This window comes from Labrys wisconsinensis (genome assembly GCF_030814995.1).
Lineage (GTDB): Bacteria > Pseudomonadota > Alphaproteobacteria > Rhizobiales > Labraceae > Labrys > Labrys wisconsinensis.
Map to the genome: position 1 here is coordinate 406136 of NZ_JAUSVX010000002.1, position 25959 is coordinate 432094.

General features: G+C 70.0%; 26 protein-coding genes and 3 tRNA genes. 19 read left to right on the forward strand and 10 right to left on the reverse strand.

The genetic code is table 11. From position 1 onward, the window contains the following. Positions 1 to 84: 84 nt before the first annotated feature. Together QO011_RS08330 and glpX are read left to right on the forward strand one after the other, a co-directional pair. A complete protein-coding gene (locus QO011_RS08330; protein ID WP_307270188.1) occupies positions 85 to 1407 on the forward strand; it encodes a homoserine dehydrogenase in 1323 nt (440 codons plus the stop codon). Positions 1408 to 1429: 22 nt separating this feature from the next. Beyond that, positions 1430 to 2428, forward strand: coding sequence for a class II fructose-bisphosphatase (glpX, locus tag QO011_RS08335; RefSeq protein ID WP_307270190.1), 999 nt, complete (start codon positions 1430 to 1432; stop codon positions 2426 to 2428). Here the strand turns inward: glpX and QO011_RS08340 are convergent. Beyond that, positions 2415 to 3206, reverse strand: a complete 792-nt coding sequence (locus QO011_RS08340; RefSeq protein WP_307270192.1) for a prephenate dehydrogenase/arogenate dehydrogenase family protein — start codon at positions 3204 to 3206, stop codon at positions 2415 to 2417. The genes glpX and QO011_RS08340 overlap by 14 nt on opposite strands. Positions 3207 to 3801: 595 nt before the next feature. On the opposite strand from QO011_RS08340, the gene recJ reads away from it, so the two are divergent. The 7 genes from recJ to QO011_RS08375 all read left to right on the forward strand — a co-directional run bounded on the left by recJ (position 3802) and on the right by QO011_RS08375 (position 11418). Then, a complete protein-coding gene (recJ, locus tag QO011_RS08345; RefSeq protein ID WP_307270195.1) occupies positions 3802 to 5604 on the forward strand; it encodes a single-stranded-DNA-specific exonuclease RecJ in 1803 nt (600 codons plus the stop codon). Between the two features lie 206 nt (positions 5605 to 5810). Then, complete coding sequence (locus QO011_RS08350; RefSeq protein WP_307270197.1) at positions 5811 to 7343, forward strand: sugar ABC transporter ATP-binding protein; 1533 nt, start codon at positions 5811 to 5813, stop codon at positions 7341 to 7343. Continuing rightward, the gene (locus QO011_RS08355) at positions 7330 to 8349 is read left to right on the forward strand and encodes an ABC transporter permease (protein ID WP_307270199.1); all 1020 of its coding nucleotides are present in this window, start codon (positions 7330 to 7332) and stop codon (positions 8347 to 8349) included. Before QO011_RS08350 ends, QO011_RS08355 begins: the two co-directional genes overlap by 14 nt. Next, entirely contained in the window at positions 8346 to 9377 is a 1032-nt protein-coding gene (locus tag QO011_RS08360) for an ABC transporter permease (protein WP_307270202.1), read from the forward strand. Before QO011_RS08355 ends, QO011_RS08360 begins: the two co-directional genes overlap by 4 nt. A 56-nt stretch (positions 9378 to 9433) precedes the next feature. After that, complete coding sequence (locus QO011_RS08365; protein ID WP_307270204.1) at positions 9434 to 10441, forward strand: substrate-binding domain-containing protein; 1008 nt, start codon at positions 9434 to 9436, stop codon at positions 10439 to 10441. 98 nt (positions 10442 to 10539) lie between these two features. Further along, positions 10540 to 10851, forward strand: a complete 312-nt coding sequence (locus QO011_RS08370; RefSeq protein WP_307270206.1) for a putative quinol monooxygenase — start codon at positions 10540 to 10542, stop codon at positions 10849 to 10851. A gap of 30 nt (positions 10852 to 10881) precedes the next feature. After that, complete coding sequence (locus tag QO011_RS08375) at positions 10882 to 11418, forward strand: VOC family protein (RefSeq protein WP_307270209.1); 537 nt, start codon at positions 10882 to 10884, stop codon at positions 11416 to 11418. A gap of 37 nt (positions 11419 to 11455) precedes the next feature. On the opposite strand, the gene QO011_RS08380 is transcribed toward QO011_RS08375, so the two are convergent. Both QO011_RS08380 and QO011_RS08385 read right to left on the reverse strand, forming a co-directional pair. After that, positions 11456 to 11530, reverse strand: a tRNA-Glu gene (locus QO011_RS08380). A 129-nt stretch (positions 11531 to 11659) separates the two neighbouring features. Beyond that, positions 11660 to 12100: a VOC family protein gene (locus QO011_RS08385; protein ID WP_307270211.1), complete on the reverse strand. Its 441-nt coding sequence runs from the start codon at positions 12098 to 12100 to the stop codon at positions 11660 to 11662. A gap of 101 nt (positions 12101 to 12201) precedes the next feature. On the opposite strand from QO011_RS08385, the gene QO011_RS08390 reads away from it, so the two are divergent. The 8 genes from QO011_RS08390 (at position 12202) to QO011_RS08425 (ending at position 16958) form a co-directional block, all read left to right on the forward strand. Further along, a complete protein-coding gene (locus tag QO011_RS08390; protein WP_307270214.1) occupies positions 12202 to 12966 on the forward strand; it encodes an SIR2 family NAD-dependent protein deacylase in 765 nt (254 codons plus the stop codon). A gap of 145 nt (positions 12967 to 13111) precedes the next feature. After that, positions 13112 to 13711: a cold-shock protein gene (locus QO011_RS08395; RefSeq protein ID WP_370881922.1), complete on the forward strand. Its 600-nt coding sequence runs from the start codon at positions 13112 to 13114 to the stop codon at positions 13709 to 13711. A 50-nt stretch (positions 13712 to 13761) separates the two neighbouring features. Further along, on the forward strand, positions 13762 to 14193 hold the full coding sequence (locus tag QO011_RS08400) for a DUF192 domain-containing protein (protein WP_307270219.1): 432 nt from the start codon (positions 13762 to 13764) through the stop codon (positions 14191 to 14193). A gap of 98 nt (positions 14194 to 14291) precedes the next feature. Continuing rightward, a tRNA-Pro gene (locus QO011_RS08405) sits at positions 14292 to 14365 on the forward strand. Positions 14366 to 14404: 39 nt separating this feature from the next. Further along, positions 14405 to 14710: an ETC complex I subunit gene (locus tag QO011_RS08410; RefSeq protein ID WP_307270222.1), complete on the forward strand. Its 306-nt coding sequence runs from the start codon at positions 14405 to 14407 to the stop codon at positions 14708 to 14710. A 78-nt stretch (positions 14711 to 14788) separates the two neighbouring features. Then, a tRNA-Arg gene (locus tag QO011_RS08415) sits at positions 14789 to 14862 on the forward strand. Between the two features lie 213 nt (positions 14863 to 15075). Further along, a complete protein-coding gene (locus QO011_RS08420; protein ID WP_307270227.1) occupies positions 15076 to 15237 on the forward strand; it encodes a hypothetical protein in 162 nt (53 codons plus the stop codon). Next, positions 15234 to 16958 carry an ArnT family glycosyltransferase gene (locus QO011_RS08425; RefSeq protein WP_307270230.1) on the forward strand — a complete coding sequence of 575 codons (1725 nt, stop codon included), beginning with the start codon at positions 15234 to 15236 and terminating at the stop codon, positions 16956 to 16958. The genes QO011_RS08420 and QO011_RS08425 overlap by 4 nt, the downstream gene beginning before the upstream one ends. 4 nt (positions 16959 to 16962) lie before the next feature. Here the strand turns inward: QO011_RS08425 and QO011_RS08430 are convergent, their stop codons facing one another. Both QO011_RS08430 and QO011_RS08435 read right to left on the reverse strand, forming a co-directional pair. After that, positions 16963 to 18225: a DNA polymerase IV gene (locus QO011_RS08430; RefSeq protein WP_307270233.1), complete on the reverse strand. Its 1263-nt coding sequence runs from the start codon at positions 18223 to 18225 to the stop codon at positions 16963 to 16965. Positions 18226 to 18265: 40 nt separating this feature from the next. Then, positions 18266 to 18574, reverse strand: a complete 309-nt coding sequence (locus QO011_RS08435) for a DUF3572 family protein (protein ID WP_307270235.1) — start codon at positions 18572 to 18574, stop codon at positions 18266 to 18268. 103 nt (positions 18575 to 18677) lie between these two features. Between QO011_RS08435 and QO011_RS08440 the strand changes: the two genes are divergently transcribed. Together QO011_RS08440 and QO011_RS08445 are read left to right on the forward strand one after the other, a co-directional pair. Then, positions 18678 to 19049 (forward strand): response regulator, encoded by a 372-nt coding sequence (locus QO011_RS08440; protein WP_307270238.1) that lies wholly within the window; start codon positions 18678 to 18680, stop codon positions 19047 to 19049. 3 nt (positions 19050 to 19052) lie between these two features. Next, entirely contained in the window at positions 19053 to 20426 is a 1374-nt protein-coding gene (locus tag QO011_RS08445) for a PleD family two-component system response regulator (RefSeq protein ID WP_307270240.1), read from the forward strand. A gap of 436 nt (positions 20427 to 20862) precedes the next feature. Here QO011_RS08445 and rpmG read toward each other — a convergent pair whose 3' ends face one another. The 5 genes from rpmG to rnr form a co-directional block, all read right to left on the reverse strand. Then, positions 20863 to 21030, reverse strand: a complete 168-nt coding sequence (rpmG, locus tag QO011_RS08450) for a 50S ribosomal protein L33 (protein WP_307270242.1) — start codon at positions 21028 to 21030, stop codon at positions 20863 to 20865. A 145-nt stretch (positions 21031 to 21175) separates the two neighbouring features. Beyond that, complete coding sequence (locus QO011_RS08455; RefSeq protein ID WP_307270245.1) at positions 21176 to 22357, reverse strand: MFS transporter; 1182 nt, start codon at positions 22355 to 22357, stop codon at positions 21176 to 21178. Beyond that, on the reverse strand, positions 22357 to 23091 hold the full coding sequence (locus QO011_RS08460) for an NUDIX hydrolase (RefSeq protein ID WP_307270248.1): 735 nt from the start codon (positions 23089 to 23091) through the stop codon (positions 22357 to 22359). Before QO011_RS08460 ends, QO011_RS08455 begins: the two co-directional genes overlap by 1 nt. Before the next feature lie 80 nt (positions 23092 to 23171). After that, positions 23172 to 23588: a DUF983 domain-containing protein gene (locus QO011_RS08465; protein WP_307270251.1), complete on the reverse strand. Its 417-nt coding sequence runs from the start codon at positions 23586 to 23588 to the stop codon at positions 23172 to 23174. Continuing rightward, positions 23588 to 25891, reverse strand: coding sequence for a ribonuclease R (rnr, locus tag QO011_RS08470; protein WP_307270254.1), 2304 nt, complete (start codon positions 25889 to 25891; stop codon positions 23588 to 23590). Before rnr ends, QO011_RS08465 begins: the two co-directional genes overlap by 1 nt. Positions 25892 to 25959: the final 68 nt, after the last annotated feature.

Consider the following 25959-nt stretch of genomic DNA (forward strand, 5'->3'; position numbering starts at 1 on the left):
TCCGCATGCCGCGGTTGCGCGTGCGGCGCTTGATCCTGCGCCCTCGCCGTTGCACAACGGCGCTCACTCCCAATCGGAACTCCCATGCAGGCTCCCCTCAAAATCGGCGTCGCGGGTCTCGGCACGGTCGGCGCCTCCGTGGTGCGGCTGATCGACCGGCGCGCCAATGCTCTCTCCGCCGCCTGCGGCCGGGCGATCACCGTCCAGGCCGTCTCCGCCCGCTCGCGCGGCCGCGACCGCGGCCTGCCCCTGGAGCGCCTGCGCTGGTTCGACGATCCGGTGGCGCTGGCGCGCGACCCCGGCATCGACGTCTTCGTCGAGCTGATCGGCGGCGAGGAGGGGCCGGCGCGCGAGGCGGTCACGGCGGCGCTCGATGCCGGCAAGCCGGTGGTCACCGCCAACAAGGCCCTGCTCGCCCGCCACGGCGTCGACCTCGCCCGCCGTGCCGAGAAGGCCGGCGTCGCCCTGAATTTCGAGGCCGCGGTCGCCGGCGGCGTGCCGATCGTCAAGACGCTGCGCGAGGGCCTGCTCGGCAACACGATCGAGCGCGTCTACGGCATCCTCAACGGCACCTGCAACTATATCCTCAGCCGCATGGAGGCGGAGGGCCTGAGCTTCGAGGCATGCCTGAAGGACGCCCAGCGCCTGGGCTACGCCGAAGCGGATCCGACCTTCGACGTCGGTGGCTTCGACACCGCCCACAAGCTCGCCATCCTCACCAGCCTCGCCTTCGGCACCGAGATCGACGCCGAGGCGATCCATGTGGAAGGCATCACCCAGATCACCCCGGCCGACCTCGCCGCGGCGGACGAGCTCGGCTACCGCATCAAGCTGCTCGGCGTCGCCACGCGCACCGAGGCAGGCGTGGAGCAGCGCGTCCACCCGACCATGGTGCCGAAATCGGCGCCGATCGCTCAGGTCAACGGCGTCACCAATGCCGTGGCCATCGACGCCGACGCGGTGCAGGAGCTGACGCTGGTCGGCCCGGGCGCCGGCGGCGAGGCGACCGCCTCGGCCGTGGTCGGCGACATCACCGACATCGCCCGCGGCTTCCGCCCGGCGCCCTTCGGCGTGCCTGCCGCCGAGCTGGCCAAGCCGGCGCGCGCGCCGATGCAGGCCCACAAGGGCGGCTATTACGTGCGCCTCTCCGTGGTCGACCGGCCCGGCGCGGCCGCGGCCATCGCCACGCGCATGGCCGAGCGCGCGATCTCGCTGGAATCGATCGTGCAGCGCCGCAAGGGCCGCGTCCACGGCGGCGACGACCCGGCCAAGGTGGCGGGCTCGGTGCCGGTGATCCTGATCACCTACGCCACCACCGAGGCGGCCATCCGTGCGGCGCTCGAGGCGATGATGAGCGACGGCTACATCGCCGAGACGCCGCAGACCATTCGCATCGAGCGCGAATAGACCGTTTGCAGAGGGGAGGCCCATGTCGGACATCATTCAGGTCAAGCCGAAAGACGTCATCGAGCGCATCCTCTCGCTGGAGCTGGTGCGCGTCACCGAGCGCGCGGCGGTGGCCTCGGCCCTGCTGCGCGGGCATGGCGACGAGAAGGGCGCCGACAAGGCGGCCGTCGACGCCATGCGGCGCGAATTGAACAAGATGCCGATCGACGGCACCATCGTCATCGGCGAAGGCGAGCGCGACGAGGCGCCGATGCTGTTCATCGGCGAGAAGGTCGGCAACGGCACCGGCCCCAAGGTCGACATCGCCGTCGACCCCTTGGAAGGAACGACGCTGTGCGCCAAGGACATGCCGGGCTCGATCGCCGTGATGGCCATGGCCTCCGCCGGCTCGCTGCTCAACGCCCCCGACGTCTACATGGACAAGATCGCCATCGGGCCGGGCTATCCCGACGGCGTGGTCGACCTCGACGCCGGCGTGGAGGAGAATCTCAACGCTCTGGCCAGGGCCAAGGGCGTCAAGCCGCGCGAATTGACCGCGCTGGTGCTCGACCGGCCGCGCCATGCCGGCATCATCGAGGCGATCCGCAAGGTCGGCGCCTCCATCCGCATCATCACCGACGGCGACGTCGCCGGCGTGATCTTCACCACCAATCCGCTCGAGACCGGCATCGACATCTATCTCGGCAGCGGCGGCGCTCCGGAAGGCGTGCTGGCGGCGGCGGCGCTGCGCTGCGTCGGCGGCCAGATGCAGGGCCGGCTGATCCTCGACACCGAGGCCAAGCGCGAGCGCGCCTTCCACATGGGCGTCACCGACCCCACCAAGAAATACCGCATGGAGGAGCTCGCCTCCGGCGACGTCATCGTCTCGGCCACCGGCGTCACCGACGGCTCGCTGCTGCAGGGCGTGAAGTTCCGCGGCAACGTCATCACCACCGAGACCATCATCTATCGCTCGCTCAACGGCACGGTGCGCCGCATCCACGGCGAGCACCGCCAGATGTCGAAGTTCAACCTGGACTGAGGGGCGTCGCCAGGGCCCGCGTCGCCTCCAGCAGGCGGGCCTTGACCTCGTCCACGAACGGGTTCTCCGCCGTGATGGTGCGGAACAGCTCTTCGGAATCGCTGCGCACCACCTCGACCATGCGCGTGAGGTGCTCGAAGGCCGTCGTGGTCTGGGCGAGCTCGGGCACGTCCATGGCGAGGACGATGCGCGCCAGGAGGTGGGTGAGGCCCTGGACATAGGCCATCTGCCGGTCGTGCTCCGCCGCCGTGGTGCTGAGCACGGCGAGGCCGAGCTTGCGCTCGAGGAAGCGGGCGACCCGGCCGGTGCTGCGCCCGCGCCCGGCGCAGACCGCGACGCGCAGCCCGGCAATGCCACCGGCGCCGCTGCGCGGTCCGAACAGCGGATGGGTGCCGACCACGTCGACATGGTCCGGCAGGTGTTCGAGCAACGTCGCGAGCGGCTTCTGCTTGATCGAGCAGACGTCGATGACCAGGCTGCCGGGCGCGAGATGCGGCGCGATGGCGCGCGCCACCGCCTCGAGCCGGGGCTGCGGCACCGCCAGCACCACCACGGGCTCGGCCGCCGCCGCGGCGAGGTCCGCCGCCTCGACGCCGTGGCGCGCCGCAAGGGCCGGCAGGTCGGGCCTGGGATCGCTGAGGCGCAGGCGGAAATGGGGGGCGAGATGGGCGATGCAGAAGGTGCCGAAGGCGCCGGCGCCGATCAGGCCGAGGCCGGGCCGCGCTGGTGGCGGCGCCAGGGCGGGCGCTTCATCATCGAGGAGGGTCTGCGTGAACATCGGGGGTCCATGGGGCTGGTGCGCGCCGCATGGGGGATTTCGCAAAACGAAAATGCCGCCCGGCGGCGGCATTGTTTCGACGTGATCGATCCCTGCCGCTCCTATGAGGACAGGCGGTAATAGCTGTTGAGGGGCCGGGTCGCGATCATGGCTGTGATCTCCCAGGAAACGGCCGAGACGTCAAGAGCCGCTTTGCGCTATGAGGCGTGCATGACGGGCAGCGATCGAATCCTCACCGTGGGCTGCGCAGGCGCCGAGATAGGGCCGTCCGGATGCGGGATGAGGCGCCGAGAGCACCATAGCGCGCGAAAGCCTTCCCCACGAAGCTGGGGAAGGTGTCGATCCGAAGGATTGACGGATGGGGTGCGGTCCGCAGGGCTCGCCCGGTATTCGGCTTGCATGGACGTCCGTGCAGGTCTTGCAAGCGACGGGTCCTGCCCGCCACACCCCATCCGACCCGACTTCGTCGGGCCACCTTCCCCAGCTGCGTGGGGAAGGCTTTGGGTTGCGCCCCGTTTTGCACCGCTTCCTGCCCGTAGCGCGCGTCGTGCGCCCGTCGCGGCAGGCCGCCCCTCTCCCATGGGAGCTGCATCCCATGCTTGACACGCCGGCGCGGCGCGCCTTCCTCGGGGTCGAGTCCTCCTTCACCGGCAAGGCCTGGCGCGACAGGCTCGGTGGCGCGGCGGCGGCCCAGGCCGTCGCCATCGCCCAGCGGCTCGGGGCGCCGGAGCTGCTCGGGCGCATCCTCGCCGGCCGCGGTGTCTCGGCCGACCAGGCGGAGGCCTTCCTCGATACCTCGATCCGGCGCTGGATGCCCGATCCCTCCACCCTCACCGGCATGGACGCGGCGACGGAGCGGCTGGCGCGCGCCGTGACGGAGCGCCAGCGCGTGGCGATCTTCGGCGATTACGACGTCGACGGCGCCACCTCCTCGGCCCTGCTGGCCGGCTGGCTGCGCCAGGTCGGCATCACGCCGAAGATCCACATTCCCGACCGGATCTTCGAGGGCTACGGCCCCAATGTCGACGCCATCCGCGGCTTGCGGGCCGAGGGCGCGGACCTGCTGGTCACCGTCGACTGCGGCACGACCAGCCTGGAGACGCTGGCGGAGGCGCGCCGCATCGGCTTCGACACGCTGGTGATCGACCATCACCAGGCCGGCGAGCTCCTTCCCGAGGCGGTGGCGGTAGTCAACCCCAACCGGCTCGACGACCTCTCCGGGCAGGGGCACCTCGCCGCCTGCGGCGTGGTCTTCCTGTTGCTGGTCGCGGCCAACCGGAGCCTGCGCCGGCTGGGCTTCTGGTCGCCGGAGCGGCCGGAGCCGGACCTCGTCGCCATGCTCGACCTCGTCGCCCTCGGCACCGTGGCCGACGTGGTGCCGCTACGCGGTCTCAACCGCGCCTATGTCGTGCGGGGCCTGGCCACGCTGCGCCGGCGCGCCCGGCCGGGTCTCAGGGCGCTGATGGACGTGGCCCGGCTCGACGGCCCGCCGCTGCCCTACCATCTCGGCTACCTCCTCGGGCCGCGCATCAATGCCGGCGGGCGCATTGGCGACGCCGCCCTCGGCGCCCGCCTGCTCCTGACCGAGGACGAGGCCGAGGCGGCGGCGATCGCCGCGACGCTCGACCGCCTCAACCGCGAGCGCCAGACCATCGAGGGCGCCATGCTGGAGGAGGCGCTGGCCGAGGCCGAGGCGGGGCTCGGCCGCGAAGGGCAGGGGGCCGCGGTGGTCACGGCCTCGGAGAGCTGGCATCCCGGCGTGGTCGGCCTGATCGCCGCGCGCCTGAAGGAGCGCTACGGCCGCCCCGCCTTCGCCATCGCCTTCGGCCGCGACGGCGTCGGCGCCGGCTCCGGCCGCTCGATCGCGGGGGTCGATCTCGGGCGGGCGGTGCAGGCAGCCCTGGCGGCCGGCCTGCTGGTCAAGGGCGGCGGCCACGCCATGGCTGCCGGCGTGACGCTGGCGCGCGCCGATCTCGGCCGCTTCCGCGCCTTCCTGGAAGAGCACCTCGCCGTGGCGGTGACCGCGGCCAAGGCCGCGGCGGCGCTGGAGATCGACGGCGCGCTCTCCGCCTCCGGCGCGACGCCCGAGCTGATCGAGACGGTGGAGCGGGCCGGCCCCTTCGGCCAGGGCAACCCGGAGCCGGTCTTCGCCCTGTCCTCGCACGTGGTGGCGCTGGCCCAGGAGGCCGGCGGCGCGCATCTGCGCCTGCGCCTCAAGGCCGCCGACGGGGCCGTGCTCGACGCCGTCGCCTTCCGCGCCCTCGGCCAGCCGCTCGGCGAAGCCCTGATGCGCCGGCGCGGCAGCCCGGTCCACATCGTCGGCACCCTCGGCATCGACCGCTGGGGCGGCCGCGAGCGGGTGCAGATGCGCGTGATCGACGCAGCCGCGCCGGGGTGAGCGGATCGGTCGCCGTCGCCCTTTGCTCGCCCGCCGCGCTTGACGCCGCATCCCTGCTGTGCGTAGCTAGTCAAGCCGGCGCATAGCTAGTCAATGGCGCAAAGACGCCGGATTCAGGGTCAGGAAACGCGAAATGGGCTGCGATCCTCGCGCGCAGATGGCCATTGTCGGCGACGGGGCGGCGTGAGCCGGCAGGGAGCTTCGCCATGGCCGAGCCGCAACCCGACGCCGTGCCGACGCTGCGCATTCGCGGCATCGGCAAGTCCTATGGGCCGACGCGAGTCCTCTCCGACATCAGCTTCGACATCGTGCCGGGCCGCGTCCACGCCCTGGTCGGCGAGAACGGTGCCGGCAAGTCGACCCTGGTCAAGATCATCACCGGCATCGTCGCCGCCGACGAGGGCGAGGTGCTGCTGGAGGGGCGGCCGGCGGCATTCCCTTCGCCGATCGAGGCGCGGGCCGGCGGCGTCTCGGCGGTCTACCAGGACCCGAAGCTGTTCCCGCACCTGGACGTCGCCGAGAACATCTTCATCGGCAATTTTCCGAAGACCGCCATCGGCACGGTCGACCGCGCCGCCATGGTCCGCGGGGCGCGCCAGGCGCTCGCCCGCCTCGGCGTCGATCTCGATCCGCGCTCGCTGGTGGCGGCGCTCTCCATGGCGGAGCTACAATTCGTCGAGATCGCCCGCGCGCTCTCCACCGACGTCAAGCTGCTGATCCTCGACGAGCCGACCTCGCCGCTGACCCCGGCCGAGGCCGAGAAGCTGTTCTCCATCGTTCGCACGCTGCGCGCCGCCGGCAAGTCGATCCTCTTGATCACCCATCGCCTGGAGGAGGTCGAGGCCATCGCCGACGACGTCACCGTGCTGCGCGACGGGCGGCACGTGGCGACGCGGCCGGCGCGGGCGCTCGACCGGGCCGGCATCGTCGGCCTGATGGTCGGGCGCAGCGTCGAGACGCTGTTCGCCCGCAGCCGGGCCGCGCCCAAGGGCGAGGAGGTGCTGCGGGTCGAGGGCCTCGGCCTCGCCGGCAGCTTCGCCGACGTCTCCTTCACGCTCCGGGCCGGCGAGATCGTCGGCATGGCCGGGCTGGTCGGCGCCGGCCGGTCCGAGATCGCCCAGGCCGTGTTCGGCATGACGCCGCCGACCGCCGGGCGGGTGCTGGTCAAGGGTCGCGCGGTGGTGCCGTCCAGTCCCGAGCGCATGCTCGGCCTCGGCGTCGCCTATCTGCCGGAGGATCGGGACGGGCAGGGGCTGATCATGGCCGAGAGCGTCGGCGACAACGTCACCCTGCCGATCGCCGGGCGCCTCGCCCGCTTCGGCTTCCTCGCCCGTCGGCGCCAGGAGCGCATCGCCGAGGAGGCGGTCGCCACCTACAAGGTGCGCACCACCGGCATCGAGCAGATCGTCTCGGCGCTGTCGGGCGGCAACCGGCAGAAGGTCGCCTTCGCCCGCTGGCTGGCGACCAGCCCGGCGGCGATGCTGCTGGACGAGCCGACCCATGGCGTCGACGTCGGCAGCAAGGCGCAGATCCACCAGATCATCCACCAGCTCGCCGCCTCGGGCCTGGCCGTGCTCATGATCTCCTCCGACCTGCCGGAGGTGCTGGCGATGAGCGACCGCATCCTCGTCGTCGCCGAGGGCCGGATCGTGGCGGAGCTCGACGGCGAGGGCGCGACCCAGGAGGCGGTGATGCGGGCGGCGACGCGGAGCGGGGAGGCGGCCCATGCCCTCGCCTGAGGCGGCACCCCGCCGCAGCATCGCCGACCTGGCGCTGCGCCTGCGCCTCAGCGGCGTGATCGTGTTCCTCCTGCTGCTCGGCCTCGCCTTCTCGCTCCTGACGCAGCAGTTCCTGAGCTGGCAGAACCTCGGGGTGATCGCCGCCAACGCCGCCATCCTCGCCATCGTCGCGGCCGCCCAGTCGGTGGTGCTGCTGACGCGCAACCTCGACGTCTCGGTCGGCTCGATCATGGGCTTCGCCGCCTATCTCACCGCCGACTACGCCGCCCATCATCCCGCCGGCGGCGTCGAGATCGTGCTGATCGCCCTGGCGCTCGGCGGCCTCCTCGGCCTGATCAACGGCCTGATCGTCGCCTATGCGGAGGTCTCGCCGCTGATCGCCACGCTCGGCACCATGTCGCTCTATCGCGGCTTCACCTACATCTACGCAAACGGCCAGGAGATCACCTCCAGCAAGCTGCCGCGCTGGATGCTGGAGGCGGTCGATGCGCGCATCGCCGGGCTCTCCTCGCTGGTGGTGGTGGCGATCGTGGTGGTCGGCCTGCTGGCGCTGTTCCTGCGCTTCGTCCCGCTGGGACGGCGCATCTACGCGGTCGGCTCCAACCCGCTGGCGAGCCTGTTCTACGGCCTCCGGACCGAGCGGGTGGTGCTGTTCGCCTATATCCTGGCCGGCGTGATGTGCGGCTTTGCCGGCCTGCTCTATGCCGCCCGCGTCGGCACGGTCACGGTCGTCCTCGCCTCGGGATGGGAGCTGACCTCGCTGGCCGCCGCCGTGCTCGGCGGCGTCAGCGTCGCCGGCGGCTCCGGCTCGGTGATCGGGGCGGCGCTCGGCGCCGTCGTGCTCGCCACCATTGACAACGGGCTCGTCCTGCTCGGCATCCCGGAGTTCTGGCGCATGTTCGTGCAGGGCTCGGCCATCGTGCTCGCCGTCGCGGTCGACGTGGTCATCGGCGCGCAGATCCGGCGCAGCCTGCGCCGCCGGCGCTTCGGCGGGAGGCTGGCATGACGGCGCCCGAACACGTCAGCCGCCTCTGGCGTCCGAGCGCCTGGGAAGCATTCCTGGTGATCATGATCCTGGTCGCGGGCACCTGGTCCTCGCTGCTGTCGCCCTATTATCTCAGCTTCGACCAGATCCTCTATTCCAGCCGCCAGTTCCTGATCCCCGGCCTGCTGGCGCTCGGGCTGATGGTGGTGGTGGTCACCGGCGAGATCGACATCTCGCTGGCCTCGACGCTGGCGGTCGGCGCCGTGCTCCTCGCCAAATGCTCGGCCTTCGGCGTGCCGGTCTGGCTGGCCGCGCCGGCCGTCGTCCTCGTCGGCGCGCTGCTCGGCGCCTTCAACGGGCTGCTGGTCGCCCGCTTCGGCCTGCCGTCCCTGGCGGTGACGCTCGGCACGATGGGCGCCTATCGCGGGCTCGCCTTCATCATCGGCTCGGAGATCGGCTACACCGATTTCGACGATTCCTACCTCTATGTGGGGTCCGAGCTGTTCTTCGAGCTCGTGCCGGTCGCGCTGGTGCTGTTCACCCTGGTGACGCTCGGCATCGGCGTGCTGATGCACCGCACCGTGTTCGGGCGCCGTTGCTTTGCCGTCGGCAACAACCGCGAGGCGGCCCGGATCGCCGGCATCGGCGTCACCCGCCTGAAGATCCAGGCCTATGCCCTGGCCGGCGCGCTCGCCGGCCTCGCCGCCCTGGTCTGGATCGGCCAGTACGGCTCGGCCCGCGGCGACAATGCCGACGGCCTGATCCTGTTCGTCGTCACCGCCGTCGTGCTGGCCGGCGTCGACATCAACGGCGGCAAGGGCACGGTGCTCGGCATGCTGCTGGCGCTCCTGCTGCTCGGCACGCTGCGCAACGGGCTCGGGCTCGCCAACATCGCCGGCCCGATCCAGACCGTGGTGCTCGGCACGCTGCTGGTGCTCGGCGTGCTCCGGCCGGTGGCGACCCGGTTGCTCTGGCATGCGCGGCTCCTCCTTTCGCCGCGGCCCGGCTCCGGACCGCGGACCAAGCCGGCGCGATCGACCGGCCCATAACCAGGAGCGGAGCCAATCCGCCGCACGACAAGAACATGGCAAACAGGAGGAACGAGATGAGGACAAGACGTGAAACCCTCGCCCTGATGGGCGGTGCCGTGCTCGCCGGCTCCGCTCTGGGGGCGCCGGCTCTGGCCAAGGACTCCGGCTTCAAGCTGATGATGACGCCGAAATGGACCGGCTTTCCGTATTTCGAGGCCGCGGCCAAGGGCGGCAAGGCGGCGGCAGACGAGCTCGGCGACAGCTTCGTCTATGCCGGCGCCGACCATGCCGACGTCTCCCTGCAGGTGGAGACGCTGGAGAACTTCCTGACCCAGAAGCCGGACGGCATCATCCTCGCCGCCATCGACCTCAACGCGGTCGCGCCGGTGCTCAAGCAGGCACGCAAGCGCGGCATCACCGTCACCACCTTCGACGCCGACGCGGCGCAGGACGCCCGCGACATGTTCGTCAACCAGCTCTCCTACGAGCAGGCAGCCCGCACCATGCTCGACTGCGCGCTGATGGACGCGCCGGCGGGCGGCGAGATCGCCTTCATCGCGGCCTCGCCGACCTCGCCGAACCACACCGCGCACATGAAGATCATGACGCAGCTGACGCTGAGCGAGGACAAGTACAAGGTCTTCAAGGTGGTCGACACCCAGTATGCCGGCGACGACGACGCCAAGAGCTACGACGTCGCCAACAACCTGATCCAGGCCCACCCCAACCTCAAGGTGATCATCTCGTCCTCGGCGGTCAGCGCGCCGGCGGCGGCCCGCGCCATCGTCGCCGGCGGCCATGCCGGCAAGGTGTTCGCGACCGGCTTCGCCCTGCCCGCCGCGATCAAGAGCTATCTCGACGACGGCTCGGAGAAGGCCTTCGCCCTGTGGAACCCCTACGAGCTCGGCTATGTCGCGACTTATGCGACCCACCTCAAGCTCGCCGGCAAGCTCGAGATCAAGCCGGGCGCCACGTTCGAGGCGGGCAAGGCCGGCAGCTACACGGTCGGGGAGAATGGCGAGATCGTCTACGGCAAGCCGATGATCTTCACCAAGGAGACGGTGGACAAGGCCGGGTTCTGATCCCGGGCGTCCACGCCCCGCCTAGCCTCGTCTCGTCCGGCCGCCGCCCGCGGCCGGGCCGGGCAGCTTATTCCCTGACGTCAGACAAGGACATCGCCATGGCCACGCCGCGCTGCACCCTCACCGCCACGCTCCATGCCCGGCCGGAAAAGCGGGACGAGCTCGTCAAGCTCCTGTCGAGCTTCGTCGACCGCTCCCGCGCCGAGCCCGGCTGCATCGACTACCACTTCCACGTCAGCGACGAGGATCCCAACGTCTTCTATTTCTACGAGAACTGGACCACGCGCGCCGATCTCGACGTGCATCTGCAGCTGCCCTACCAGCGCGAATGGTTCGGGCGGCACAAGGAGTTCCTGACCCGGGACGCCGAGCTCAGGTTCTTCACCATGCTCAGCGCCTACGACAAGTGAGCCGGCCGCTGCGAGCAGGGAGGAGAGACGATGACGAACGAGGAGCTGCGCGCCCTCAATGCCGGGCGCCGAATCTACCAGATCGCCTGGGTCACACGCGACCTGGAGCGAAGCCTGAAGACCTGGGTGGAAACGCTGAAGGTCGGGCCCTGGAAGGTGTTCGCCTTCACCGACGAGACGGTGAAGAACCTGAAGGTCGGCGGTAAGGTGGTGACCGAGCCGTTCAAGTTCCTGATCGCCATCTCCTGGATGGGCGAGACCGAGCTGGAGCTGATCCAGCCGGTGTACGGGCCGACGATCTACGAGCGCTTCATCCAGGAGAAGGGCGAAGGCCTGCATCACGTCAAGGAGAAGATCGAGGAGAAGGATTTCGCGCCCGTGCTGGCGGGCTATCGCGAGCAGGGGATCGAGGTGACGCAGACCGGCCAGTTCTTCGCCGACTTCCACTTCTATCTCGACACCGAGCCCGGGCTCGACTTCATCTACGAGCTCGGCAACTGCCCGGTGCAGGATCTGCCGGCGGGAGCCTACACGGTCTATCCCCCGGAAGCGGGGGCCGCTCGGTGAGGTGCGAAGATGCGGGGGTGACCATGCCGGGAGGGCGTGGCGCGCTCTAGGGGAATCGAACCCCTCTCTCCACCGTGAAAGGGTGGCGTCCTGACCGATAGACGAAGAGCGCGGCGGCGCGGACATATAGAGGGCCGCGGACGGGGCGGCAAGCGGATTGTGCCGCCGCCGCCGAGAGTTCTGCCGGCCTGTGGATGGATCGGTCCGCCCTGTCGCAAACGGGCGTACGGACCGGTCCGTCCTACCACACGCCGGTGTTGGCCATGGACAGCCAGGGCTCGGCCGGGGCCTTGGCCTCGCCCTTCTGCAGGATCTCGATGGAGACCAGGTCGGGCGAGCGCACGAAGGCCATGTGGCCGTCGCGCGGCGGGCGGTTGATGGTGACGCCGGCCTTCATCAGCTGGTCGCAGGTGGCGTAGATGTCGTCGACCTCATAGGCGAGGTGGCCGAAATTGCGGGCCGAGCCATAGTCCTCGGTGTCCCAGTTGTAGGTGAGCTCGAGCGCCGGGGCCTTGCCCGCGCGGAAGGACTCGACATCTTCCGGCGCGCAGAGGAAGACCAGGGTGTAGCGTCCCTTCTCGTTGTCGAAGCGGCGGACCTCGACCAGGCCGAAGATGTTGACGTAGAAGTTCAGCGAGGCGTCGAGATCGCGCACGCGCACCATGGTATGGAGATATTTCATGTCGATGGGCCTCTTGACGATGGGCACGATGCCGGTCGCGCCGCCGGGGGAGGGCCGCGGACGGCGTCCGGCCCGCCCACGCCGGCGCCGGGCGTGACAATATGGTTTTCGACGACGATCTCAAGCAGGGTCTGGCCGCCTTCGCGGCCCTCCTGGACGCGTCCGACACGGTCGTGCCCTTCACCGGCGCCGGCATCTCCACCGACTCCGGCATCCCCGATTTCCGTTCCCCGGGCGGGCTGTGGACGCGCAACAAGCCCATCCCCTTCGACGCCTTCCTCGCCAGCGCCGAGGCCCGACGCGAGGCCTGGCAGCGGCGCTTCGCCATGGACACGGCCTTCAACGCCGCCAGGCCGGGGCCGGGCCACCGCACCATCGCGCGCTGGGTCGCCAGCGGCTTGAGCCCGGCCGTCATCACCCAGAACATCGACAACCTGCACCAGGATTCGGGCGTGGCGACCGAAAGTGTCGTCGAGGTCCACGGCAACACCACCTACGCCACCTGCCTCAGCTGCGGGCGCCGCCACGAGCTTTCCTGGATCCGGCCGCTGTTCGAGGCGCATGGCGAGGCGCCGGATTGTCAGGCCTGCGGCGGGCTGCTCAAGACCGCCACCATCTCTTTCGGCCAGGCCATGCCGCAGGAGGCGATGCGGCGGGCAGGCGAGCTGGCGCGCCGCTGCGACGTCTTCGTCGCCATCGGCTCCTCGCTCGTGGTGCATCCGGCCGCCGGCCTGCCGCTGATCGCCCGGGACAGCGGCGCCTGGCTGGTGATCATCAACCGCGAGCCGACCCCCTGCGACGAGGCCGCAGATATCGTGCTTCGTGGAGAAATCGGTTCAATTTTGAATGATCGCGCCGATTTGTAAAATTTCTTGAATACGCTTGAGGTTTTGTTACCGAATTTGCATCCTGCGAGTGTTCGATGGCGTGAAATGATGCTTCCTGCCCGGCGCGGGGATGTTATCGTAGAGGTAGAGATTCGCGTGGCGCGCTGGCACGAGCGTTGAGTGGATGGCGTTGATGGGTACGAACGATTTCGAGGCGAGGTTCGGACTCGGCCGGGAAGCCGGCGATCACATCGAGGACCGCCCGGTCGGGCTGGTCGAGATCGCTGGCGCGATCAAGTGGTTCGACGTCGCCAAGGGGTACGGCTTCATCGTCCCCGACAATGGCGGCCATGACATCCTGCTCCATGTCAGCGTCCTCAGGCGCGACGGCTATCAGGCCGCCTTCGAGGGTGCGCGCGTGGTGGTCGAGGCGGTGGAGCGGCCGAAGGGCCTGCAGGTCTTCCGCATCCTGTCGATGGACGAATCGACGGCGATCCATCCGGCGCAGCTGCCGCCGGCCCGCACCCATGTCCAGGTGACGCCCTCGGGCGGCTTCGAGCGCACCACCGTGAAGTGGTTCAACCGCCTGCGCGGCTTCGGCTTCGTGTCGCGCGGCGACGGCACGCCCGACATCTTCGTGCACATGGAGACGCTGCGTCGCTTCGGCATCATGGACCTCAAGCCCGGGCAGATCCTGCTCGTGCGCTTCGGCAACGGGCCGAAGGGGCTGATGGCGGCGGAGCTGCGGCTTGCGGACGGCCCGACCGGCCCGCAATCCCATTGACCCCGGCACGGGGAATGCGCGCTGGTGCAAGGCTTTGCGCGGCGTTGCTCATGTTCTTTCTGAGCCTCGGCGCTCTCGATCGGGCCCAGGCCGAGGACGGTGTCTTCGAGCCGCTGACCATCGTCACCAAGACCGGCCGGCACGACTTCCAGGTCGAGGTGATGCGCACGGACGAGGAGCATGCCCGCGGCATGATGTTCCGCCGCAGCCTGGCGAGCGATCGCGGCATGCTGTTCCAGTTCAAGACCGAGCAGGAGACCTCGTTCTGGATGCAGAACACCTATGTGCCGCTCGACATGATCTTCATCAAGGCGGACGGGCGCGTGCATCGGGTCGAGGCGAACGCCGAGCCGTTGTCGACCCAGAGCATCCCGTCCGGGGCGCCGGTGCTGGCGGTGCTCGAGGTGCTGGCCGGCACGGCCAAGCGCCTCGACATCGAGCCGGGCGACAAGGTCGAGCAGGCGATGTTCGGTCCGCCGTGAGGCAGGTGGAACGCATCGGCCACATTCCCGCGCGGTCGTGGCGTGAGCCCTTGCTCTCGGAGCGCTCTGCCCGTACTAGACAGATTGTCTCGACGTGGCGGGGTATGGCGCAGCCTGGTAGCGCGGCAGTTTTGGGTACTGCAGGTCGCAGGTTCGAATCCTGCTGCCCCGACTAGCAGCGAGCGGGACGTGAGGATTCGGACGGCTGACCATGAGTGCGAAGATCTACAAGCCCGCCCGCACGGCAATGCAATCCGGCTCGGCGAAGACGAATCGCTGGCTGCTGGAGTTCGACCCGGAGCAGGCCCGTTCCGTCGAGCCGCTGATGGGCTGGACCAGCTCCGGCGACATGAAGCAGCAGGTGAAGCTCTGGTTCGACACGAAGGAGGAAGCGGTCGCCTTCGCCACGCGCAGCGGCATCGCCTACCGCGTGTTCGAGCCGAAGGAGGAGACCCCGAAGGTCCTGTCCTATTCCGACAACTTCAAGGCGTCGCGCATCGGGCAGTGGACCCACTGAATCCCCCGCGTCGGCGGCGTCGGCATTGCCTCCGTCTCCTGTTCCGTGGATCGGGCGCGATCCGATCCACCCGGCCAAGGCCCCGTAGCTCAGCTGGATAGAGCGAGCGCCTTCTAAGCGCTAGGTCGCAGGTTCGAGCCCTGCCGGGGTCGCCGTCGCGGCATCAGGCGGCGGGCGTGGCGTGCAATGCAGTGTTGACCGCGGCCATGCGCGGCTTTCGTTCCGTATCCGTCCATGACATTCTGGATGCGGGGTTTCGCTCCCGCTCCGGGGGCATCGCAATGGGTGGGGCCGGGGCAGGGCCGATCGAATGGGGGAGATGAGACGACTTGCACGATAAATTGATCGCTCTCCGGGAGCGTCTCGTGGAGGCCCAGCACAAGCTGCTGGCCCAGGCCGCCGAGGGCGGCATCCTGCCGAGCGACAGCGCCTTGCGCCGGATATCGGACCTGGAGGGCGCGATCGCCGCGACCGAGGTCATGATCCAGGAGCAGGAGCCGCGGCCGAAGCCGACGCCGTCGCGGTGACCACGTCCGGAGAGACGGTCGGGATCGCGGCATCCGGCCCGGACTCGGGCTGGTTCGGCCGCGCCTTCGCCCGCATCGCCACATCGAATCGGCTGTCGGCCTTCGTCCTGCTGTTGCTGGCGGCCCTGGCTTTCGCGCCCGGCTTTGCGACCATGCCGCCGATGGACCGCGACGAGCCGCGCTTTGCGCAAGCCTCCAAGCAGATGCTGGAGACCGGCGACTTCGTCAGCATCCGCTTCCAGGACGAAGCGCGCCTGAAGAAGCCGGTCGGGATCTACTGGCTGCAGGCCGGGGCGGTGGCCGTCGGCGAGGCGCTCGGCGTGCCCGAGGCGCGCACCACCATCGCCCTCTACCGCGTGCCCTCGCTGCTGGCCGCCTTCGCGGCGGTGCTGCTGACCTGGTGGACGGCCCTGCCGTTGGTCGGGCGCCGGGCGGCGCTGCTGGCGGGCCTGGCCATGGCCGCCTCCATCATGCTCGGCGTCGAGGCGCGCCTCGCCAAGACCGATGCCACGCTGCTGGCGACGGTGCTCGCCATGGCGGGCGCGCTGGCGCGGGTCTACATGGCCGGCCGGCGCGGCGGGCCGGGCGGCGGCACGCCGCTGGCGACGGCGGCGGTGTTCTGGACGGCGATGGCCGCCTCCATCCTGATCAAGGGGCCGATCGGCCCGATGGTGATCGGCCTGACCATCGCCGGCATCGTGGCGACGACGCGCGACTGGCGCTGGCTCAAGGACCTGCGCTGGCTCGCCGGGCTCGCCTGGACGCTGGTGCTGGTCTCGCCCTGGTTCGTCGCGATCATGGTCGAGACCGGCGGCAGGTTCCTGCAGCAGTCGGTCGGCAACGACATGATGGCCAAGGTCGCCGGCGGCCAGGAGTCGCACGGGGCGCCGCCCGGCCTCTATCTCGCGCTGGTCTGGGCGACGTTCTGGCCGGCCGCTCCCCTGGCGGCCCTGGCGGCGCCCTGGGTCTGGCGCCATCGCCGCGAGCCGCAGGTGCTGTTCCTCCTGAGCTGGCTCGTCCCCAGCTGGCTGCTGTTCGAGGCGGTGCCGACCAAGCTGCCGCACTATGTGCTGCCGCTCTATCCCGCCCTCGCCATGCTGATCGGCGCGGCCATCGCCGAGGACGGCTTGGCGCGGGGGCTCTGGGGGCGGCTCGTCGCCCTGCTCGTGCCGGTCCTGGCCCTGGTGGCGCCGGCCGCGGCGCTGATCCTGATCCGCCATTACGAGGGCGCCATCGCCTGGGCCGTCCTGCCCTTCGGCCTCGCCGCCGTCGCGGCCGCGGTCCTCGCCTGGCTGCTGCTCGGACGCGGGCGCGCCGCCGAGGGCCTGGCCCTGTCCGCCGTCGCGGCTGTCCTGGTCTATTGGGGCGTGTACTGGGCCGGCATGCCGGCGCTGCCCACCCTCTGGCCGAGCCCGCGCCTGGCGGCGGCGGCGAAGACGCTGGACTGCGCCGATCCCGCCTTCGCCAGCGCCGGCTTCCGCGAGCCGAGCCTGGTGTTCCTGGTGGGCACCGCTCTCGCCATGCCCGACGGCGCCGGCGCGGCCGACTTCCTCGGCGCCGGGGGCTGCCGCATGGCCTTCGTCGAGAAACGCCAGGAGGTCGCCTTCCTGGCCGAGGCCACCGCCCGTGGCGCCAAGGTGGCGCTGACCGGCCGGATCACCGGCCTCAACATCAATGGCGGTCGCGAGCTCGACATCGGCGTCTTCCGCGCGGCGCCGTGACGCGTCAGTCCTCGTCCGTGCGGAAGACGATGCCCTTCTGCACCGCATCCTTGCCGAACCTGGCCCGCAGCGCGTCGATGGCTTCCTCGGTCGCGAGCTGGCGGCGGACCTGCGAATCCGCCAGGTCGCCGAGGTCGCCGTCGGCGATGTCGGTGAGCTCGGAAACGCCGATGCCGATCAGCCGGTAGCGCGTGCCGTCCGTCTCCTTGCGCAGGAGGTCGCGCCCGGCTGCGAAGATGCGCGCGGCGAGGCGCGTCGGCTCGTGCAGCGTGCGGGCCCGGGTGCGCAGGCGGAAATCCGCCGATTTCAGCTTGAGCGTCACGGTCGAGCCGGCGAGGCCGGCCGCCTTCAGCCGGCCCGAGACCCTCTCCGACAGCCGCCACAGCACCGGCATGAGGTCGGCGGCGGCGGCGAGGTCGTGGTCGAAGGTGGTCTCGGCCGAGACCGACTTGCGATCGCCGTCCGGATCGACCTTGCGCCGGTCGATGCCGAGCGCCAGCTGCGCCAGGCGCAGGCCCTCCGCGCCGTAGCGGCGCACGAGCTCGCGCTCGCCGGCGCGCTGCAGGTCGGCGATGGTGCGCAGGCCGTCGCGCTCGTAGCGCTCGGCCCCGGCCTTGCCGATACCCCAGATGAAGGAGACCGGCCGCGGGGCGAGGAAGGCCTTCGCCTCGGCGGGCGAGAGCACGGTGAAGCCGCGCGGCTTCTCCAGGTCCGAGGCGAGCTTGGCCAGGAACTTGTTGCCGGAAAGGCCGATCGACACGGTGATGCCGATCTCCTGCTCGACCTGGCGGGCGAAGCGCAGCAGCGTGCGCGCCGGGCTGCCGCCGTGCAGCCGTTCGGTGCCGGTGAGGTCGAGGAAGGCCTCGTCGATGGAGAGCGGCTCGACCAGCGGCGTCATCGCCAGCATCATGGCGCGCACCTGCCGGCCGACCTGGACATATTTCTCCATGTTCGGCTTGATCACCACCGCGTCCGGGCAGGCGGCGAGGGCCTTGAACATCGGCATGGCCGAACGCACGCCATAGGTGCGGGCGATGTAGCAGGCCGTCGACACCACGCCGCGCCGGCGGCCGCCGACGATCACCGGCCTGTCGAGCAGCGAGGGATCGTCTCGCTTCTCGACCGCGGCGTAGAACGCGTCGCAATCGACATGGGCGATGGACAGGCCGTCCAGCTCGGCATGCCGGACGATGCGCGGCGAACGGCAGGCCGGGCAGCGCTCGCCCTCGTCCACGCCGGTCAGGCAGTCACGGCAGATCGCCGCCATCGGCCCACCTCCGCCGAGCTCTGTCCACGTGGTTGCCGCGTCAGGGCGTGTCACGCTCCCACGCACCGGCACCGAGCGCCCGGGCGGCGCGGGCCAGATCCTCCGGACCGAGACCGGCCCCGGTTGCGAAAGCCTGCGCGATTCGATCGTCGTCCATGATATGGTGCAGCACGCCGGCCAGGAAGTCCGGCCTGGTGGCGGCAGCGCGGATCTCCCCGGCGGCAAGGCCGGAGAGCGCCAGGAACCGTTCCAGCCGCTCCGGATCGGCGGCGAGGAAGGCGAGTCCGCGGACGGCGACCTCCTCTGCGAAGGCGCGTGATGCAGGGGGCGTAAGCGGTATGTCGCGCATCAAATTTTCCGTTTGGTAAGAAGTGGGTGCTATTGCTTTTTTCGAGCCCGGAACGGAACTCGGATGGCGTAGCGACCGCCGGCGTTGTGTAGGACAAGCGGCGATGGCGAAAACCGTCATGATCGTGGAAGACAACGAGCTCAATATGAAGCTCTTTCACGATCTGTTGGAGGCGCACGGATACAATACCGTGCAGACCCGCAATGGCATCGACGTGATGGCTCTGGCCCGCCAGCATCGGCCGGACCTCATCTTGATGGACATCCAGCTGCCGGAGGTTTCCGGCCTCGAGGTCACACGCTGGCTGAAGGATGACGAGGAGCTGCGGAGCATTCCCGTGATCGCCATCACCGCCTTCGCCATGAAGGGCGACGAGGAGCGCATCCGCGAGGGCGGCTGCGAGGCCTATCTGTCGAAGCCGATTTCCGTGACGAAGTTTCTCGAGACGGTGAGAACGTATCTGGGGGAACGGTAATCCATGACCGGACGCGTTCTCGTCGTCGACGACATCATCGCAAACGTCAAGCTCCTGGATGCGCGCCTGACGGCGGAGTATTTCGACGTCACCACCGCCACGTCCGGCACCGACGCCATCGACCTTTGCGAGCGCGCGCAGTGCGACATCGTGCTGCTCGACGTGATGATGCCGGGGATGGACGGCTTCGAGACCTGCCGGCGCCTCAAGGCCAACCCGGCGACCTCCCACATTCCGGTGGTGATGGTCACGGCCCTCGACCAGCCCGCCGACCGGGTGAGGGGGCTGGAGGCCGGCGCCGACGACTTCCTCACCAAGCCGGTCAACGATATCGCGCTGCTGGCGCGCGTGCGCTCGCTGATCCGCCTCAAGATGGTGACCGACGAATTGCGCAAGCGCGAGAGCGCCTCGCGCGAGTTCGCCGTGCAGGGCGCGAGCGTGGACTTCTCGCCCGATTCCGGCCAGAACGCCAATATCCTGATCGTCGACGACCGGCTCTCCTCCCACGAGCGCCTGAACGCGGTGCTCCGCGACCACAATCGCGTCGACGTGGAGACCAGGCCGCAGGAGGCGCTGTTCCGCGCCGCCGAGGGCAATTACGACCTCGTCGTGATCTCCCTGGCGCTCGAGGACTATGACGGCCTGCGCCTGTGCAGCCAGATCCGCTCGCTCGACCGCACGCGCCAATTGCCCATGCTGATCCTGGCCGAGCCGGAAGACGATGCAAGGGTGCTGCGGGGCCTGGACATCGGCATCAACGACTATCTCATGCGGCCGATCGACCGCAACGAGCTGAGCGCCCGGGTGCGCACCCAGGTCCGGCGCAAGCGCTATGCCGACCGCCTGCGCAACAACGTGCAGTTCTCCCTCGAGATGGCGATGACGGACCCGCTGACGGGGCTGCACAACCGCCGCTATTTCGAGGCCCATGCCGCTGCCGCGGTCGAGCAGTCGATCCGGCGCGACCGGCCGATGTCGATGCTGGTGCTCGACATCGACCTGTTCAAGTCGATCAACGACAATTGGGGCCATGACGCCGGCGACGACGTGTTGCGGGAATTCGCCCATCGCGTCCGCAAGAACCTGCGCGGCATCGACCTCCCCTGCCGCGTCGGCGGCGAGGAATTCGTCATCATCATGCCCGAGACCGAGATGACGATCGCCACCGTGGTGGCCGAGCGGGTGCGGCGCAAGATCGAGCGCGACCCGTTCCTGATCCATGGCGGCACCCGCTCGATCGCCGTGACCGTGTCGATCGGAGCGTCCTGTCTCAGCACGCCGGCGGATACAGTGCAGTCCATCCTCAAGCGCGCCGACCAGGCGCTCTACCGCGCCAAGCGCGACGGCCGCAACCGCGTGGCAGCCGACGCAGCCTGAGCGGAATGGCCGGGCGCCATCGAAGAGCTGCGCGGAATTTCTTGCAGAATCTCAATGCTTTGGCCGAGATTCGCGGACCCGGCCGGTGTCCCCGTCGGCAAAATCCCGCCTGGGGACGCATCGCCAAGTAATGTTAATGGTTTACTAACAATTCAGCGCGTCCGGCTGAGGTCGCCGCAATACGTTTCATTTGAACAAAATTGCAGATACCGTTCCAACGACGGCGAGGGGCAGCGCATTGTCCCCCCCCCCCCTCGCCAGATCGGTCCCCGCACCCGAGTCCGCCGCAATCGCTCGGGTTCGTGGGGCACGGCCGGCGGACGGGTCTGTCGAGTGGCCTCCTTGTCGTCCCGCTCCGCCGGTCACCTTTTCGGGCGGTTCCGCAATGACAAAGGGCGCCTCGCGGCGCCCTTTTCCGTGCTGGGAACGATCGATCTTACTTGATCTTCGATTCCTTGAACTCCACGTGCTTGCGCGCGACGGGATCGTACTTCTTCATCGCGAGCTTTTCGGTGGTGGTTCGGGTGTTCTTCTTGGTCACATAGAAATAGCCGGTGTCGGCGGTCGACACGAGCTTGATCTTGATCGTCGCAGCCTTGGCCATGATGGTCTCCGGAGCAGTCCCGCCGCCGGGCGATCGCCAACGGCAACAGCGGCCGCGCCCGAGCGCAGCCTTCGAGTGGGCCGCACACTACTCACGGCGCGCTCGAAGTCAACCAGGACGCGGATGAAAATCCGACCGTGCCGGTTCAGTCGCGCCGCGCCGCCATCCGCATGGCGACCAGCACGCAATAGGCGGCGCACAGAGCGGCGACGGCATAGGCGAAGCCGTGCGGGCGGACGGCGTCGACGACGACGCCGACGGCCGGCGACCCGACGAACATGCCGAAGGCGTAGAGCATGACGAAGGCGGCGTTGGCGGTGGCGAGCTCCGAGCCGGTGAAGCGCGCCCCGAGATGGGCGAGGCCGACGGTGTAGAGGCCGCCGACCACGCCGCCGGTGACGAACACCAGCGCCATCATCGCCGTGGGCGTCCCGGCAGCGAACGGCAGGGCCAGGACCCCGGCCAGGGTGACGAGGGCGCAGACCAGGATCAGCAGCCGGCGGTCCATGCGGTCGGACAGAATGCCGATCGGCACCTGCGACAGGACGTTGCCGAGCCCGAACAGGGTCAGCAGCAGGGCGGCCTGCGCCGTCGTCAGCCCGATAATCTCGCCGTAGAGCGGCAGGAAGGCGAAGCTGCTCTGCTCCACCGCGCCGTAGAGGAAGCTCGCCAGCGTGGCGATCGGCGCCAGCAGCACCAGCGTCCAGGCATTGCCCCGCGCCTTGCCCTCGAGCGGCGGCGCGCCGTCGCCGGCCAGCAGGATGGGCAGGGCGGCGACGGCGAAGAAGGAGGCGCCGATGAAGAACAGGGTCTGGCTCGCGCCGCCGGCGGCGGCCAGCAGCGCCGGGCCGGCGGCGAAGCCCAGCGACAGGGCCGTGGCGTAGATGCCCATGATCATGCCGCGGCGGGCGGGCGGCGCGGTGGCGGCGATCCAGTACTCGGAGAGGACGAACAGCGTGCCCACCGAGGCGCCGAACACGAAGCGCAGCGCGAACCAGGCGGCGAGCGAGTCGAAGGCGGGGAACAGCGCCATCATGGTGCCGCCGCTGGCGAGGGTGAGGAACAGCAGGGCCCTCAGCCCGATCGCCTTGGCGACGCGCGGGATCAGTGGTGCCATCATCAACGTCGCCGAGCTGCCGAACGCGGTGTTGAGGCCGATCACCGTGGCGGAGATGCCCCGGCCGGCCATGACCAGCGAGATCAGCGGCGAGGACAGGGACAGCGCCACGCCGACCAGGGTGATGCAGGTGATCGCCGCCCCGATGGTCATGGCATGGCGGCGGATCGGCATCTGCGCGGTCATGGCGTCCTGCGGGGAATCGGGCATCAGATCTCGTCCCGCAGCCATCGCCCCCGACGCTCGTAGAAGAAGGGCACCGGCAGGTCGCGCTCGAGTCCCTGCTCGAGACGCGTCGCCACCTCGTCGAGGATCACCTGGGTGATCTCGGCGACATGGCCGCGACTCGCCTCGGCGAAGGTGAACCAGCCGATCTCGACCAGCTCGGACTCGGCGCTGACCACGCCCTCGAGCCGGTGGGCGACGCCGGCGGCGTCGGCGGCGAAGAATCGCGTATCGAAGCGCCGCGGCAGCCACGGCGGCGTGATGGCGCGCGCGACGAAATAGAGCGCCTCCAGCGAGGGATAGACCGCGTGCTCGGCGAAGGGGCGCCAGGCCGGGCTGGGCGCGGAGGGGGCGCCGCAGTCGCCGGCGCCGAACAGAATCCCGGTCTCCTCCGCCGTTTCGCGGATGGCGCAGAGGGCCAGGGCCCGGGCCTTGGCGGCGCCTGTCCGGCCGGCGCGGGCCATGACGTTGCGTTCGGTGTGGGGCGGCAGGGTGCCGTAGGCCCGCATGACACGATCGGACGGCTCGGCGCGGCCGCCCGGGAACACCATGAAGCCCGGCATGAACTTGTGCCCGTCATGACGCCGGCCCATCAGCACCCGGGGCTGGCGCCCGGACCGGTCGATGACGATCAGGCTGGCGGCGTCGGCCGGGCGCACGGCCGGGGTGCCCGCGGCGGCGCGGGGCGTCGTGCGGAGATGGGTGATGTCTTCGGCCAAGGCGGGCGTCCTGTTCGGGCGGACGCCTAGCATGGCGCAGGGGCGAGGGCCAGGAGGCGGTCGGGCGTGCTGCCGCCGGGTCAGGCCTTCAGGATGGGCCTCGGGTCGTCAGCGTCGGGGCCGCCGGCGAAGCCGTGCATCCGGGTGGCCCATTGCAGCCCGACGATCGCTCCCTTGATGCACGGCAGCAGCACGAGCGACAGGATCACGGTGAGCGGCAGCCAGATGATCATGTGCAGCCAGATCGCCGGGTGATAGGCGATCTCCGTCGCCAGCACCCCGCCGACGACGACGTGGCCGACGATCAGCATGGTGAAGTAGGGCGGCGCGTCGTCGGCCTGGTGGTGGTAGAGCGCCTCGCCGCAGGCCGGGCAATGGTCCGCCACCTTGAGATAGGCGCGGAACAGCTTGCCGCGGCCGCAGCGCGGGCAGCGGCAGCGAAAGCCGCGCCCCATCGCCAGCCCGACATCCCGCTCCGGCTCGCCGGCCTGCGTCATCACCTCGCTCCCTTGCCTCTGCGCAGCGGCCCTGCCTTGCGGCCGGACGGCTTGCGGTCGGTGATCCGCGGGCGCTTCATCCCCCCCGATCGGCGGCCGCGTGCCTGGCCCTGGCGCCCACCCGAGACGATCTCGAAGCGCAGCGCCCCGGCAAACGGCGCGGCTTCCACCAGCTTCACCGAGACGAGATCGCCGAGCTGGTAGGATTCGCCGGTCGCGGCGCCGACGAGCTGATGTGCGTCTTCCTCGAAGCGATAGTAATCGTGACCGATCGTCGCGGCGGGCACGAAGCCGTCGGCGCCGGTGTCGAGCAATTTCACGAACAGGCCGGACTTGATGACGCCGGACACCCGTCCCTCGAAGATCGTGCCGACCTTGTCGGCGAGGAAATGGGCGATCAGCCGGTCGATGGTCTCGCGCTCGGCCGTCATGGCCCGGCGCTCGCAGGCGGAGATGCGCGCGCCGACATCGGCCAGCACCGCCGGCGTCATCGAGTCGGGCAGCCCGTCGTCGCCGAGGCGCAGCGCCCGGATCAGGGCACGGTGGACGATCAGGTCGGCATAGCGGCGGATCGGCGAGGTGAAATGGGCGTAGCGCCGCAGGTTGAGGCCGAAATGGCCGATATTCTCGGCCGCGTACTCGGCCTGGGACTGGGAGCGCAGCACCACTTCGTTGACGAGATGGGCGTTGTCGGACCCGGCGACACGCTCCAGCACATCGTTGAACTGCGCCGCCCGCAAGGCCCCCTGCTTGGAGAAGTTGATGTCGAGCGAGCGCAGGAACTCGCGCAGCGCCACGATCTTCTCCATCGAGGGCTCGTCGTGCACGCGATAGACCAGCGGCGTCTTCTTCGCCTCCAGCGTCTCGGCCGCGGCGACGTTGGCGAGGATCATGAACTCCTCGATCAGGCGATGGGCGTCCAGGCGGTCGGGAATGACGACGCGGTCGACGGTGCCGTCGTGCTTGAGCAGGATCTTGCGTTCGGGCAGGTCGAGGTCGAGCGGCCCACGCTGGTCGCGTGCCTGCTTGACGCAGGCATAGGCGGCCCAGAGCGGCCGCAGCACGGGGTCGAGCAGCGGGCCGGTGGTCTCGTCCGTCACGCCGTCGATGGCGCGCTGCGCCTGCTGGTAGGCGAGCTTGGCGGCCGAGCGCATCATCACCCGATGGAAGCCGTGGCGCAGCTTGTGGCCGTCGGCGGCGATGAACATGCGCACGGCAAGGGCAGGGCGATCCTCGCCGGCGCGCAGCGAGCAGAGGTCATTGGAGATGCGCTCGGGCAGCATCGGCACCACCCGGTCGGGGAAATAGACCGAGTTGCCGCGGATCAGCGCCTCGCGGTCGAGCGCCGAGTCCGGCCGGACATAGGCGGCGACGTCGGCGATGGCGACGGTGACGATGTGCCCGCCGGGATTGGCCGGGTCCGGGTCGGGCTCGGCATGCACCGCATCGTCGTGATCCTTGGCGTCGTGGGGGTCGATGGTGATCAGCGGCAGTCGCCGCCAATCCTCGCGGCCCGACAGGGTCATCGGCCTGGCGGCCGCGGCCTCCGCCAGCGTGTCGGCGCGGAAGACGTGCGGGATGTCGTGGACGTGGATGGCGATCAGGCTGACCGCCTTCTCGCTGCCGACCGGGCCGACGCGCTCGACCACGCGGGCCGACGGCACGCCGCCGCGCCGGCGCACCGGCTCGATGGCGACGAGATCGCCGTCCTCGGCGCCATGGGTATCGGCAGCATGGACGGGCATGTCGCGGCCGGCGCTGCGCTTGTCGACCGGCTGCACCCGCCCGCCGCCGTCGGGCGTGCCGCGGTAGACGCCGAGCATGCGAGCGCGCTGGCGCTCCAGCACCTTGACGACGCGGCCGGCCGGCAGTCCGGGGCTGCCGCCGTCGGCTAGGCGCAGCAGCACGCGGGAGCCGACGCCCGGCGCCGGGCCGCCCAGGCGCTTGGGCACGACCACCAGGATGCGCGGCGCAGGGCCGCGGGCCTCGTCCCAGTCGGCCGGCGAGGCGATGAGCTCGCCGTCGCGGTCGCGGCCGGTGATGTCGGCGGGAAAGACGGCGGGCAGGGCGCCGGGCGCCGAAAGGCCCTTGCGGCCGCGCTCCAGCAGGCCTTCCCCCTCGAATTCGGCCAGGAGATGCTTGAGGGCGATCTTGTCCTCGCCGCCGAGGCCGAACTCGCGGGCGATCTCGCGCTTGCCGGCGCGGCCCTGCGAGCGGGCGACGAAGGCGAGGATCTCGTCGCGGCTGGGGAGATGGGAGGCCTCTTGCGGCCCTCCCTCGGTATTTCGTGATTTTCGTGTCATTGGGTGCTTGTAGCAGGAAATTGCAAAGGGCAGTGCGATTGCCGGCGCGCTGCGCCTGGGCGATCATC